This window comes from Actinoplanes sp. NPDC051494 (assembly GCF_044454705.1).
Taxonomy (GTDB): domain Bacteria; phylum Actinomycetota; class Actinomycetes; order Mycobacteriales; family Micromonosporaceae; genus Actinoplanes.
This window is the reverse complement of sequence record NZ_JBITDZ010000012.1, coordinates 231,091-244,171: the sequence shown is the minus strand read 5'-3', so window position 1 is coordinate 244,171 and position 13,081 is coordinate 231,091. Positions and strand designations below refer to the sequence as shown.

Annotated in this window: 14 protein-coding genes; 8 read left to right on the top strand and 6 right to left on the bottom strand. The window is 72.4% G+C overall.

Features of this window, described 5'->3' with window-relative positions; all coding sequences use genetic code 11:
• Positions 1-51: 51 nt before the first annotated feature.
• Positions 52-516 carry an SRPBCC family protein gene (locus tag ACIA6A_RS34110; RefSeq protein ID WP_396102093.1) on the bottom strand — a complete coding sequence of 155 codons (465 nt, stop codon included), beginning with the start codon at positions 514-516 and terminating at the stop codon, positions 52-54.
• Complete coding sequence (locus ACIA6A_RS34105) at positions 513-1,481, bottom strand: YihY/virulence factor BrkB family protein (protein WP_396102092.1); 969 nt, start codon at positions 1,479-1,481, stop codon at positions 513-515. Before ACIA6A_RS34105 ends, ACIA6A_RS34110 begins: the two co-directional genes overlap by 4 nt.
• Before the next feature lie 83 nt (positions 1,482-1,564).
• On the opposite strand from ACIA6A_RS34105, the gene ACIA6A_RS34100 reads away from it, so the two are divergent.
• Together ACIA6A_RS34100 and ACIA6A_RS34095 are read left to right on the top strand one after the other, a co-directional pair.
• Positions 1,565-3,154, top strand: a complete 1,590-nt coding sequence (locus ACIA6A_RS34100) for a phytoene desaturase family protein (RefSeq protein ID WP_396102091.1) — start codon at positions 1,565-1,567, stop codon at positions 3,152-3,154.
• Between the two features lie 52 nt (positions 3,155-3,206).
• A complete protein-coding gene (locus ACIA6A_RS34095; protein ID WP_396102140.1) occupies positions 3,207-3,482 on the top strand; it encodes a Scr1 family TA system antitoxin-like transcriptional regulator in 276 nt (91 codons plus the stop codon).
• Here ACIA6A_RS34095 and ACIA6A_RS34090 read toward each other — a convergent pair.
• Positions 3,423-4,427: an SDR family oxidoreductase gene (locus ACIA6A_RS34090; protein WP_396102090.1), complete on the bottom strand. Its 1,005-nt coding sequence runs from the start codon at positions 4,425-4,427 to the stop codon at positions 3,423-3,425. The two genes, ACIA6A_RS34095 and ACIA6A_RS34090, sit on opposite strands and share 60 nt — an antisense overlap.
• Positions 4,424-4,870 (bottom strand): SRPBCC family protein, encoded by a 447-nt coding sequence (locus tag ACIA6A_RS34085; RefSeq protein ID WP_396102089.1) that lies wholly within the window; start codon positions 4,868-4,870, stop codon positions 4,424-4,426. Before ACIA6A_RS34085 ends, ACIA6A_RS34090 begins: the two co-directional genes overlap by 4 nt.
• Before the next feature lie 120 nt (positions 4,871-4,990).
• Here ACIA6A_RS34085 and ACIA6A_RS34080 point away from each other — a divergent pair, with 120 nt between their 5' ends.
• The 5 genes from ACIA6A_RS34080 to ACIA6A_RS34060 all read left to right on the top strand — a co-directional run bounded on the left by ACIA6A_RS34080 (position 4,991) and on the right by ACIA6A_RS34060 (position 9,834).
• Positions 4,991-6,193 carry a glycosyltransferase gene (locus ACIA6A_RS34080; RefSeq protein WP_396102088.1) on the top strand — a complete coding sequence of 401 codons (1,203 nt, stop codon included), beginning with the start codon at positions 4,991-4,993 and terminating at the stop codon, positions 6,191-6,193.
• An 83-nt stretch (positions 6,194-6,276) separates the two neighbouring features.
• Entirely contained in the window at positions 6,277-7,185 is a 909-nt protein-coding gene (locus tag ACIA6A_RS34075; protein WP_396102087.1) for an ABC transporter ATP-binding protein, read from the top strand.
• Between the two features lies 1 nt (position 7,186).
• On the top strand, positions 7,187-7,927 hold the full coding sequence (locus ACIA6A_RS34070) for an ABC transporter permease (RefSeq protein ID WP_396102086.1): 741 nt from the start codon (positions 7,187-7,189) through the stop codon (positions 7,925-7,927).
• 6 nt (positions 7,928-7,933) lie between these two features.
• Positions 7,934-9,199 carry a sensor histidine kinase gene (locus ACIA6A_RS34065; protein WP_396102085.1) on the top strand — a complete coding sequence of 422 codons (1,266 nt, stop codon included), beginning with the start codon at positions 7,934-7,936 and terminating at the stop codon, positions 9,197-9,199.
• The gene (locus ACIA6A_RS34060) at positions 9,196-9,834 is read left to right on the top strand and encodes a response regulator (protein ID WP_396102084.1); all 639 of its coding nucleotides are present in this window, start codon (positions 9,196-9,198) and stop codon (positions 9,832-9,834) included. The genes ACIA6A_RS34065 and ACIA6A_RS34060 overlap by 4 nt, the downstream gene beginning before the upstream one ends.
• Here the strand turns inward: ACIA6A_RS34060 and ACIA6A_RS34055 are convergent, their stop codons facing one another.
• Together ACIA6A_RS34055 and ACIA6A_RS34050 are read right to left on the bottom strand one after the other, a co-directional pair.
• A complete protein-coding gene (locus ACIA6A_RS34055; RefSeq protein ID WP_396102083.1) occupies positions 9,835-10,338 on the bottom strand; it encodes a hypothetical protein in 504 nt (167 codons plus the stop codon).
• A 65-nt stretch (positions 10,339-10,403) separates the two neighbouring features.
• Entirely contained in the window at positions 10,404-11,438 is a 1,035-nt protein-coding gene (locus ACIA6A_RS34050; RefSeq protein ID WP_396102082.1) for a zinc-binding dehydrogenase, read from the bottom strand.
• Between the two features lie 106 nt (positions 11,439-11,544).
• Here ACIA6A_RS34050 and ACIA6A_RS34045 point away from each other — a divergent pair, with 106 nt between their 5' ends.
• Entirely contained in the window at positions 11,545-13,080 is a 1,536-nt protein-coding gene (locus ACIA6A_RS34045; protein WP_396102081.1) for an insulinase family protein, read from the top strand.
• Position 13,081 lies beyond the last annotated feature (1 nt).

Below are 13,081 nucleotides of genomic sequence, written 5' to 3'. Positions count from 1 at the left end.
AGCCGCCGGAACCCCGGCGGCTTCTCCGATCGTGTGACCTACTGCGGTGACTTACGGCTGGGGCCGGTCGACCTGGCCGCGCCAGCCGCCGCTCTCCACGCCGCCGCGCTGCTCGATGTATTCCTTGAAGCGCTTCATGTCACCCTTGACCTGGCGGTCGAGGAAGCCGAGCTTGTCACCGGCCTGCTCGACGATGCCGTCCGGGGTGAAGTCCATCTGGCAGGTCACCCGCGTGGTGGTGTCGTCGAGGCGGTGGAAGGTGACCACGCCGGCCTGCTTGCTGCCCTCGGTGGACGTCCAGGCGACCCGCTCGTCCGGGAGCTGCTCGGTGATCTTGGCGTCGAATTCGCGCTTGACGCCGTCGATGTCGGTCTTCCAGTGGGTGGTGGTCGCGTCGAGCTGACGGATCTCCGTCACGCCGCTCATGAAGTGCGGGAATTCCTCGAACTGGGTCCACTGGTTGTACGCGGTGCGCACGTTGACGTTGACGTCAACCGATTCGGTGACCGTGCTCATGATGACTCACTCCTCATCTGCGTTCCGTGTACTTCCTGGGTGCCCGGCTCGCCCTCGGTTAAACCGCGGCCCACCTGAAGAGCTCGGCCGCGCTGGATCTCGGCGTTGAGTTCGACGCCCAGCATCAGCGCGGAATTGGCCAGGTACAGCCAGACCAGGAAGGCGATGATCGCGCCCAGGCTCCCGTACGTCTTGTCGTAGGAACCGAAGTTGGCGACGTAGAGGCCGAACCCGAACGACGCGATCGCCCACACCAGCAGCGCGACCACCCCGCCCACGGTGAGCCAGCGGAACCGGGCGCGGTGCACGTCGGGTGCGACCCAGAACAGCATCGACAGCAGCAGCATCAGGATGAGGACCAGGACCGGCCAGCGGCCGATCGACCAGGTGAGGCGCGCGGTGTCGCCGGCGTGCAGGGCGTCGCCGACGGCGTCCACGAGCGGGCCGCTGATGACCAGGCCGGTGGCGACGACGGCCATGAGGACCAGGCCGATCGCGCTCAGGCCGATCTGCAGGGGCCGGAGCCGCCAGAACGGGCGGGTCTCGGTGACGCCGTAGACGCGGTTGGAGGCGCGGGTGAAGACCCCCACATATCCTGACGCGGACCACAGTGCACCGAGCAGGCCGACGCTGAGCAGGACCTTGGCCGAGCTCTCCTGGGCGATGATGGCGTCCAGTACGGCGGTGAAGCTCTCGTTGCCGACCACCGCGCCGGCCCCGAGATCCTCCAGGATGCCGATGATCGTGCTGACCGCCGTACCCCCGTCGGTGACGAGGTTGACCAGGGCGACCACGACGATCACCGCGGGAAAGACGGCCAGGACCGCGTTGTAGGTGAGGGCCGCGGCCAGGTCGCCGCAGTCGTGGTCCAGGTAGCCCATGACGCTGCGCTTGAACACTCCGCGCCACGTCGACCAGTGCAGTTGGCGGACCTTGCTGGGCAGTGGAGTCGTGGCAACTGTCATCGGCTCTCCCGTTCGTCACACCATGCGCACGACGCACTACCCGCCGGGCGTTTGCGGCAAACGGTCAGGGGTACGGTCGGCCCGTGGAGCGAGCTGACGCGATAGTCATCGGTGCGGGGCACAACGGTCTGGTCGCGGCGAACCTGCTCGCCGACGCCGGCTGGAGCGTGATCGTGCTCGAGGCGACACCCCAGCCGGGCGGGGCGGTGCGGTCGGGCTATGTCACCGCGCCCGGTTATCTGAGCGACCTGTTCAGCTCGTTCTATCCGCTGGGCTTCGCGTCCCCGGTGCTGCGCGACCTGGGCCTCGACGATTTCGGCCTGGAATGGACGCACGCCCCCGACGTGCTCACGCATCTGCTGCCGGACGGCCGCGCGGCCACCGTCAATCGCGATCTCGAGACGACCATGGCCTCCGTGGAGCAGTTCGCGCCCGGCGACGGCGAGCGCTGGCTGCACGCGTACGACGATTGGCGCGAGGTCTCCGATTCCATGCTGGAAGCGGTCCTGCGGCCTTTCCCCCCGGTCAGATCCGGGCTTGATCTTGCCCGCACGCTGGGCGTCGGGGGTTCGCTGCGCCTTGCCCGCCGGCTGGTTCTCTCGGTACGGGAACTGGGCGCGGAACTTTTCCGGGGGGAGGGGGCCAAGCTCCTGCTGGCCGGCAGTGCCCTGCACACCGACCTGTCCCCGGAGGAGGCCGGCGGCGGCGTCTACGGCTGGCTGCTCGCGATGCTCGGCCAGGATGTGGGCTGGCCGGTGCCGGTCGGCGGCGCCCAGCGCATCACCGACGCGCTGGTATCCCGTCTCGAGTCCCGTGGCGGCCGCATCGAATACGACACCCCGGCCACCGGCGTTCTCGTGGCCCGGGGCAAGGCGATGGGGGTCCGCTCCGCCGACGGCCGCCACTGGCGTGCGCTGCGGGCGGTGCTGGCCGACGTCCCGGCCCCGGCGCTGTACCTGGACCTGGTCGGTGAGCGCTGGCTGCCCTCCCGTTTCCGCGAGGACCTCGAATTCTTCCGCTGGGACGGTGCCACGGTCAAAGTGGACTGGGCGGTCAACGGCAAGATCCCCTGGAAGAACCCGGCCGCGGCCGGCGCGGGCACGATCCACCTGGGCGCGGACCTCAACGGCCTCACCCGGTACGCGGCCCACCTCGCCACCGACGAGCTGCCGCCGCACCCGTTCCTGCTGTTCGGTCAGATGACCACGGCGGACCCGGCGCACTCGCCGGAGGGCACGGAGTCGGCGTGGGCGTACACCCACCTCCCGCACCGCAAGCACTGGGAGGCGGACGACATCGCCGCCCACGTCGAGCGCATGGAGGCGGTCCTCGAGGAGGCCGCCCCCGGCTTCGGCCGCATGGTCGAGGGTCGCAACGTCTTCTCCCCGGCCGACCTGGAGAAGGAGAACCCGTCCCTGGTCGGCGGCGCACTGGGCGGAGGCACGGCGGCCGCGTTCCAGCAGCTCTTCCTGCGCCCGGTCCCCGGTCTCGGCCGGGCCGACACCCCGGTCGAGCGCCTGTTCCTAGCTAGCGCCTCGGCCCACCCCGGCGGAGGCGTCCACGGAGCCCCGGGCGCGAACGCGGCCCGCGCGGCCCTGGCCCGCGACCGCAAGCTGACGGGTTCGCTCTACCAGGGCGCGATCAACGCGGCCCACCGGGCGATCTACCGCTGACCCGCCGGGCCCGAACCGCGAGCCGCAGAGCAGGCCACAACCGCAACTGTGACTGAATCAAAGGCCCTGGACCTCGGCCTCATCGCGAAACTGGCGACAGGTCCGGCACGGGCTGGCCGAGGCGTCCCTGGCGAATCGGGTCTGCCCGCCCGAGGTGATGCCGGCGCAGATCCGGCGCATCCGGGAGGTCGCCCGGCAGGGCAATGTTCAGTTGGGCATCGTCCCGTTCGAGGAGCTTTATCTCGACCTTTCCCGGCCCCGGCAGCGGTCAGCGCCGGCGCAGGAGGGTGGTGGCGGCCAGGCCCGCTCCGAGGCCGAGGAGGCCTGAGACCAGGGGTTTGTGGGTGGCCGCCCAGAGCGCGAAGGAGCTGGTCCGGGCCTGTTCGTCGAAGATGCCGTGGGCGCCGTGGTCGCGGGTGTCGTCGACCGGTTTGTCGAGGTTGTCCTGCCAGACGGCCGGGTCGATGGGGTCGGCGGTCTGCTGGCCCTGGTATCCCTGTTTGTCGCGGGAGAGCAGCCAGTCGAGGAAGGCCGGGGCCACGATGTTGCCGAGGCGGGTCTTGAGGGTCGGGCCGCCGACGTTGAGCTCGCGTTTGCCGTGGTCGGCCGCCCAGAGGATGCCCTTGGCCACGACTTCCGGCTGGTAGATCGGGGGCACCGGCTGGGGGTGGTTGGGCAGCCGGGTGCGTACCCAGGTGAACTGGGGGGTGTTGACCGCGGGGAGCTGGACCATCGAGAGTTTGACCTTGTTGCCGTCGTGCAGCAGCTCGGCCCGCAGCGAGTCGTTGAAGCCCTGGATGGCGTGCTTGGACGCGCAGTACGGCGCCTGGAGCGGGATGCCCCGGTAGGCCAGCGCGGAGCCGACCTGCAGGACCGTGCCGTGCCCGGCCGGGCGCATGTGGCTCAGGGCCGCGAGCGTGCCGTGCACCGTGCCCAGGTAGTTGACCTCGGTGACCCGGCGGTACTCGGCCGGGGTGATCTCCCAGGCGGGGGCGAACACCGAGGTCATGGCGTCGTTGATCCACACGTCGATGCCGCCCCAGGTGGCTGCCACGTCGTCGGCGGCGTGCTGGACCGCGTCGGCGTCGGACACGTCGACCTGGTAGGTCCGGACGTCGGCCGCGCCGGCTGCCCGGGCCTCGAGGGAGGCTCCTTCCAGGCCGGCGTCGCCGCGGGCGAGCAGGGCGAGGCGGGCGCCCCGGCGGGCGTAGGCGACGGCGACCGCCCGGCCGACCCCCGCGCTGGCTCCGGTGATGACGACGACCTGGTTCACGAGTGGCTCTTCTCCCGGGTGGCGATGTCGGTGAGGCGGCGCAGGGACTCGATGTTGCGCCGGTGCAGGACGAGGTCGTTTAGCTTGTTGTGCACCCAGTTGAGCGGGCCGGCGTGGAACTCCTCGAGCATCGTGACGCGGGTGGAATCCGTACCCACCGGCTCCAGATCGATCTTGATCGTGGCTTCCCCGGCGGGCCAGAGGCCGGCCTTCAGCGTCAGGGAGCGGTCCGGGACCATCGCCAGCACCTCGGACGAGTCGTGCAGCGAGAGGGGCCAGGGACCGGCCTTGTGATGCAGCTTCGCCCCGGGCCGCGGCCAGTGCGCGTCCACGTCGCGGATGTGCACGGTGCCGACCACCCAGTCGCTGTAGGTCCACCCGTCCGACAGGACCGCGAAAACCTGATCCGGCGGGGCCGGGACGATACGCTGCACGATAGCCACGAGCTGAGCCATACCCGCTCTCCGCATGTTTACGCTTCCGGGGTACGGGCAAGCTGCTCCGCGTATCGCCAGCCCTACTCCGGTCTTTCTCCCGGAACCAAGCTGTCGGAGGAGGACCACGTGCGGATCGCCATGATTTCCGAGCACGCGAGCCCACTGCCCGTTCCGGGTGGTACGGCCGGTGCACAGCAGCGGCATGTCGCCGATCTCTCCACAGCGCTGGCCGAACTCGGGCATGACGTGCGGGTCTACGTCCGCCGTGACAACCCCGGGCTGCCGGCCATGGCGCGCCTGGTGGACGGGGTGCTCGTCGTGCACGTGCCGGCCGGTCCGGCCCGGGTGCTGCCGCCCGATCTGCTGCTGCCGCACATGGGTGACTTCGCGCAGTGGCTGCGTTCGGAATGGTGCAACGGGGACTGGCTCCCCGAGGTCGCCCACGCGCACTACTGGACCAGCGGCCTCGCCGCGGTGACCGCCGCCCGCCAGGTCGGCATCCCGGTCGTCCAGTCGTTCCACGAGCTGGCCGAGCACGGTGTGTCGGTGGGCACCGGCGCGTCGCGCAACGGTTACGAGCGGGCGCTCGGCCGGGCCGTCGACCGGGTGGTCGCGCAGAGCCAGGACGAGCTGCACGACCTGGTCCGGATCGGGGTCCCACGGGCCCGGCTCACCGTCGTGCCGGCCGGTGTCGACAGCATCCGCTTCACCCCGGAGGGCCCCGCCGCCGAGCGGGACCCGCAGCGCCCGCGCATCCTGTCGGTCGGCCGGCTGGTCGAGCGCAAGGGCTTCGGCGACGTCATCCAGGCGATGCGGTTCGTGCCCGGCGCCGAGGTCGTCGTGGTCGGCGGACCGCCGGCCGGCGAGCTCGCCACGGACCCGAACGCCAAGCGGCTGCGGGCGCTGGCCGAGCAGTACAAGGTCGCCGACCGGGTGCGGCTGGTCGGCGCGGTCCCGGCCGGGGACATGCCCCGCTGGTACCGCTCCGCCGACCTGCTGGTCGCCGCGTCGTGGAACGAGCAGTTCGAGCTGGCCCCGCTGGAGGCGATGGCCTGCGGCGTCCCGGTCATCGGCACCGCGGTGGGCGGCCTGACCGAGACCGTCGTCGACGGCCTGACCGGCGACCTGGTCCCGGCCCGCGACCCGCGCGCGCTCGGCAGCGCGCTGCGCCGCCTGGTCAACGACAAGGTCAGGCGATTCGCGTACGCGACCGCGGCGCTGGACCGGGCCCGTCAGGCCTACTCGTGGAAGCGGGTGGCGTCGCAGCTGGGCTCGGTCTACTCCACCGTCGCGGGACGGCGCACCAACGAGGCTGAGGCGACGGTGTAGCCGAGGGGTCCACCGGTTGGTGGACTCCCCGCACCGTCCACCGGTCGACGCGGTGCACCACGCCGGCCGGGCAGGCTCGGTGCATGACAGTTATCGACGTCGCCCATCTCCACAAACGGTACGGCGCGACCGTCGCGGTCGAGGATGTCTCCTTCACCGTGGACGCGGGGGAGATCTTCGGGATCCTGGGGCCCAACGGGGCCGGCAAGACCACCACCGTCGAGTGCGTCTGCGGCCTGCGGGCCCCCGACGGCGGTGAGATCCGGGTGCTGGGCCGCGAGCCCGGCGACCCCGGGTTGCGCGCCCTCGTCGGGGTGCAACTGCAGGAGAGTCACCTGCCCGAGAAGATGACCGTACGGGAAGCGCTCGAGCTCTGGTCGGGCTTCTACCGCGATCCGGCCGACTGGCGGGTGCTCGCCGGTGATCTCGGGCTCGACGGCACGCTGAAGCACCGTTTCGGCTCGCTCTCCGGCGGTCAGAAGCAGCGGTTGTCCATCGCGCTGGCGCTCGTCGGCAATCCGCGCGTCGCGATCCTCGACGAGCTGACCACCGGCCTGGACCCGCAGGCCCGCCGCGACACATGGGACCTGATCGGGTCGGTCCGCGACCGCGGGGTCACCATCGTGCTGGTCACCCACTTCATGGCGGAGGCCGAGCGGCTCTGCGACCGGCTCGCCGTGATCGACGCCGGCGTGGTGGTCGCGGTGGACACCCCGGCCGGCCTGGTCTCCCGGGTGGTGGTGGAGCAACGCCTGCGGTTCCGCCCCTCCGCGCCCCTGGACGACCGGCTGCTGACCGATCTGGACGACGTCACCACGGTCACCCGGCGCGGTGAGCAGGTGGAGGTGACCGGCACCGGGAACCTCTTGCAGGCGGTCACCGCGGTCCTCGCCGCGCACCACATCGTCGCCAACGACCTGCGCTTCGACCAGGCCGATCTGGACGAGGCGTTCGTACGGATGACCGGCCGTGGCCGTGGACAGGAGCGCTGACATGACCGTCTTCACCTCGCTGACCCGGTCCGAGCTGCGCCTGTTCCTGCGGGAGCCGATGCTCGTGTTCTTCAGCCTGATGTTCCCGACCGTCCTGGTCCTGATCCTGGGCTGCGTCCCGGCGTTCCGGGAGCCCACTCCCGGCCTGGGTGGGCTGCGGGTCGTCGATGTCTACGCCGCCGTCGCGGTCGTCTTCACCCTCGCGTCGCTCGGCCTGAACGTGCTGCCGCTGGCGTTGGTGACCTATCGCGAGCGGGGGATCCTGCGGCGGATCGCCACCACGCCGGTCCGGCCGGTCGCGTTGCTCGGCGCGCAGGTGGTGATGAACCTGCTCGTCGCGATCGTCTCCGTGGCCCTGATGCTGGGCGCTTCCCGGCTGGTCTTCGACGTCGCGCTGCCGCGGCGGCCGCTGAGTTTCCTGGTGGCTTTCCTGCTGTGTGCCGGGGTCGCGTTCACGCTCGGGCTGCTCGTGTCGGCGAGGGCCCGCACCGGCAAGGCCGCCAACGGGATCGGCACGTTGCTCTTCTTCCCGCTGATGTTCTTCGCCGGCCTGTGGACGCCCCGGGAGGTCTTCCCCGGGGTGCTGCGCCGGATCAGCGACCTCAGCCCGTTGGGCGCCGCCGAACGGGCCGTGCACGACGCCCTCGCCGGGTCGTGGCCGGCGTGGGGTTCGGTTACCGTCCTGGTGGCGTACACATCGGTGTTCGGCCTGACCGCGGCCAAGCTGTTCCGCTGGGAGTGATGGGTCATGGGTGAGGGGTCCACACTGGTGGACCGGCTCCGGCTGGTGGTGCCGCACGCGGCGCTGGCGGCGGCGACGGTCCTGGCCGCGGTCACGCTGGGGGAGAGCGGGCTGCGGCGGCAGCCGTTCGGGCTCTCGCTGGTCGTCGCCGCGGTGACGGCCGGCTGGATCCTGTGGCTGGTCACGCTGCATCCCCGGTGGCAGGTCCGGCGCCGGCTGATGGCCGTGTTCTTCACCGGCCTGGTCGCGCTGGCGATGCTGCTGATCTGGACCAACCCGCTGTACGGCTTCTTCGCCTGGACCGGATACCTGCTCGCGCCGTACGCCCTGCGGGGCCGGTGGGTCCTGCTCGGCGCGTCGGCGACCGGCACCTGCACGGCGATCTCCCAGGTGGGTGGGTTCGGGCCGCTGGCATCCGGTACGCAGTGGGGTTCGTTCGCGATCGTGCTGGCGTTCAACCTGGCGATCGGGACGTCGATGACGTTCCTGAGCCTCAGCACCGACCGGCGGCACGCGCACCGCGCCACGATGCTCGACGAGCTCGGTGAGGCCAACCGCAAGCTGGCCGCCGCGATGCAGGAGAACGCCGGGCTGCACACCCAGCTGCTCGTCCAGGCGCGGGAGGCGGGCGTGCTGGACGAGCGGCAGCGGCTGGCCGGGGAGATCCATGACGTGCTGGCGCAGGGCCTGACCGGCATCGTCACCCAGCTCGAGGCCGCGGAGCAGGCGGAGGACCGGCCCGCGGACCGGCGGCGGCACGTCGGCGCGGCCCGGCGGCTGGCCCGGGACAGCCTCACCGAGGCCCGCCGCTCGGTGCGGGCGATGCGGCCGGCGCAGCTCGACACGACGGAGCTGCCGGAGGCACTGCGCGAGGTGGTGGACGGCTGGGCCGGCCGGCACGGGGTACGGGCCGAGCTGATCACCACCGGCGACCCGCGGCCGCTGCTGCCCGAGATCGAGGCGACACTGCTGCGCACGGCGCAGGAGGCGCTCACCAACGTGGCCCGGCACGCGGCGGCCGGGCGGGTCGCGCTCACTTTGTCGTACATGGAGGATCTGGTGACCCTGGACGTACGCGACGACGGGGCCGGTTTCGACCCGGGTGCCCCGCGAGGCGGCCCGGCTTCGCACGGGGGCGGTGGCTACGGCCTGACCGCCATGCGCGAACGGGTCCGGCGCATCGCGGGCACCCTGGAGATCGAGTCGGAGCCGGGGGCCGGGACGGCGATCTCGGCGTGCGTGCCGGCGCTGCGTCTCGAGGCGGCGGCGTGATCGGGCTGCTGATCGTCGACGACCACCCGGTGGTGCGCGACGGGCTGCGCGGCATGTTCGCCGGGGACGGGCGGTTCGCGGTGCTCGGCGAGGCGGCGGACGGGGCCGAGGCGCTCGTGGTGGCGCGTGCGGTCGACCCGGACGTGGTGCTGATGGACCTGCGGATGCCCGGGACGGACGGGGTGACCGCGATCAGGGCCCTGCGGGACCAGGGTTTCCGGGCCCGGGTGCTGGTGCTGACCACGTACGACGGGGACAGCGACGTGCTCCCGGCGATCAAGGCGGGCGCGACCGGCTACCTGCTCAAGGACACGCCCCGCGAGGAGTTGTTCCGTGCGGTGTCGGCGGCCCACCGGGGCGAATCGGTGCTCTCGCCCGTGGTCGCCGGCCGGTTGCTGGGGGAGCTGCGGTCACCGGCCCAGGACTCGCTGAGCCAGCGCGAGCTGGAGGTGCTGGGCCTGATCGCCCGCGGTTGTTCCAACAAGGAGGCCGCGGGTCAGTTGTTCATCAGCGAGGCGACGGTCAAGACCCACCTGCTGCACGCGTACGCGAAGCTGGGGGTCCGTGACCGTGCCGCGGCGGTGGCCGCCGCGTTCGAACGTGGCCTCCTCGGCAGCCGAGGAGGCCACGGGTGATCAGTCCGTCAGGACCTTGGCCAGCTTGTCCCGGAAGTTGCGCTCGCTGTCGGTGATCTGGTCGCCGCCGAGGCCGAGCAGGCCCCCGGTCGAGGCCGCGCCGACGACGCTGTCCGCGATCTCCACGAGCCAGTGCTTGTAGGTCTCGGCGTCGGCGGGGGAGGCCTTGGCCGCGAGCAGTGCCGCCGCCTCGGCCGCGCGGGTGACCACGTCCTCGCCGTAGCCGACCGGGTCGGCGGGTTCGATGGCCGGGAGCTCCTCGCCGAGGTCCGGGTCGCCGGTGGCGGCGAGCACGGCGGAGGCGACAGCGGTGACCAGCGGGCTGGCGGAACCGCGGGCGTCGGAGATCTCGTCCAGGCCGGCGGCGGTCTCCTGGCGGGTCTTGCGGGCGCTGTCGTGGGTGGCCACGCTCGCCGCGGTCAGCACCGACTGGGGCAGCCCCACGAGCAGGCCCCACTCGGCGTCGGTGAAGCCGAACTGGGCGTACAACGGTTCGTCCGTCACGAAGTCCTCACTTCCTAGGCTGGCGCCCAGGATCTATCCCCAAACCCGGTCGGGCAAACCCGCTGTCACCGCCGGGGGTCGACAAGCACCTTCGCGTGGGCGCTTTCACCCGAGTCGAGCAGCGCCAGCGTCTCCTGGAGCTCGTCGAGGCCGACGGTGCCGGTGTGCAGCGGGGTGACGTCGACCGCGCCGTTGGCGATGGCGTTGATCGCCCCGGCGAAGTCGGCGTGCGTGTAGGCCAGCGAGCCGATCACCGTGAGCTCGCGGATCTGCCAGTCGCCGTAACTCACCGTGGACGGGGTGAGCGGGAAGCCCAGCAGCGCCATCGTGCCGCCGCGGCGCACGAGCTCGGCCGACGGCTGGAGCAGGGCCGCCGCGCCGGTGCACTCGAACAGCACGTCCGCGCCGAGGCCGTCGGTGACGTCCCTGAGGTGCTCCTCGAAGCCGGGGGCGACCACGTCGCGGAACCCGAGCGCGGTGGCGACCGCGCGGCGTGCCTGCGACGGCTCGACCACGATGATGTGCCCGGCGCCGGCCGCCCGGGCGTGCATCGCGGTGAGCAGGCCGATCGGGCCGGCGCCCTGCACGACGACGGTCGAGCCGAGCTCGAACGCGGTGCGCCGCACCGCGTGGAACGTCACCGCGGCCGGCTCGACCAGGGCGGCCTGCTCGTCGGTGAGCGTGTCGGGGACGGCGACGACCCGGCGGGCCGCGACGGCCACCGCGGTGGCGAACCCGCCGTGCTCCCCGGCGCCCGGGCTGACGCCGTTGGCCTCGGCGAACGCGAGGTCGCACTGCTCGGTGTGCCCGGCGCGGCACTGCGCGCAGCGGCCGCAGGCGGGCCCGACGGCGGCCACGACGCGCTGGCCCACGCGCAGGGACCCGGCGTCGGCGCCGACCGCGCTGACCGTACCGGTCCATTCGTGCCCGAAGACGGGCGCGGGCAGCGCGCCGGCCGTGCCCCACCCGTGGGTGTCGGTGGCGCAGATGCCGCAGTAGGTGATGTCGACGACGACGCCGTCGGCGGCCGGGGTGGCAGCGGGGGCGTCCCGCAGCTCGGCCCGGTGGTCGGCGGTGACGGTGGCGTAACGATGACTCATCCCTTCAAACTACCTCTGAGCTGCGGGAACGGGACCTCAAGCGGAATCGCGAAGCATGATCATCTATGCTGCCCGCCATGTCCGGAGTGGAGAGGTTCCCGCGGCGGTGATCGAGCAGCTCGTGGTGGACGGGGTGCCCGCGCTGCTCGCGCCGACGACCGGGCCGATGCACGCGGGCCTGGCCTTCCGGGTGGGTGCCGCCGACGAGCCGCTGGCCCGGCGGGGCATCACCCACCTGATCGAGCACCTGGCGCTGCCCGGCGGCGGGTACCACCAGCGGGGCACGACCGGCGCGCGGTACACGTACTTCCATCGCAGCGGCCCGGAAGCCGAGGTGGTGGCGTTCGTCAACGGGGTCTGCGCCGCCCTGGGCGACCTGCCGATGGACCGGCTGGACCGGGAGAAGGACATCCTGCGGGCGGAGTCGGCCGGGGTGGGCGACCCGCTCACGATCCGGCGGTACGGCGCCCGGGATCACGGTACGCCGGGATTCCCGGAGTTCGGCCTCGACGGCTGCACCGAGGAGGTCCTGCGGGCCTGGGCGGCCGAGTACTTCACCGCCCGGAACGCGGTGCTGTGGGTCGCGGCGGACCATCTGCCCGAGGGCCTGCGGATCGCCCTGCCACCGGGGCGGAGGCGGCCGCTGCCGATACCCTCCGCGGTGCCCATGACCCGGCCGGCGTACTTCACCGGGCCGGACGGGACGGTCGCGTGGAACGCGGTGGTGCCGCGCTCGGCCGCCGCTCTGGTCTGTGCCGGGGTGCTGGACCGGGCGCTGCTGCACTCCCTGCACGAGGAGAGCGGCCTCAGCTGCGTGGCCGACACCGCGTACGAACCGCTCGGTGACGGCACCACCATGATCACCGCGTCGGCCGAGGCGCCGCCGCGGGACCAGGCAGCGGTGCTCGGTGCCCTGGTCGACGTACTGTCCGACCTGCGGGTGGGCCGGATCGACCCGGCCGACCTCGGCGCCGTCGTGGAGCAGGGCGTCGCGGCGCTGGAACGGGCCGAGAGCCGGGCGGCCCGGCTGCCGGGTCAGGCGTTCGCCGTGCTCACCGGGCGCCCGGTCCAGCCGGTCGAGGAGGCGGTGGCCGAGCTGCGCGCGGTGACCCGGGCGGACGTGACCGCGGTCGCGGTCGCGGCCTGGCACGACGGCCTGCTGATGACCCCGCGCGGCACCCACGGCGACCGGGCCGGTTTCACCGCGGCGCCCCGGTCCTCGGTGCCCGCGGTGACCGGCACCGGATACGGGTCGCTGACGGACGACCGCGCGCGGCTGGTGGCCGGCCCCGAGGGGGTCAGCCTGGTCGCGGCGAACGGCGACAGCGCGACCGTACGCTTCGCCGCCTGCGAGGTGGTGCTCGCGTGGCCCGACGGTGCCCGGCGGCTGATCGGCTCCGACGCGCTCTCGGTCAGCTTCGACCCGGCGTCGTACGCGGGCGCGGACGCCGTCGTGGCCCTGGTCGACGCGAGTGTCCCGGCCGCTCGCCGCGTCGGGATGCCGGCCCGGGAACCTGCCGCGACGCCCCCGGCAGCAGCGGGGGAAGAGCCCGGTAGCTCGTGGTTCCAGGTCATGATCAGGCGGCTGGCCGGTTTGGTCCCCGGTGGGAAAACCTCAGAACCTGATCACGGTGAGCGATGAG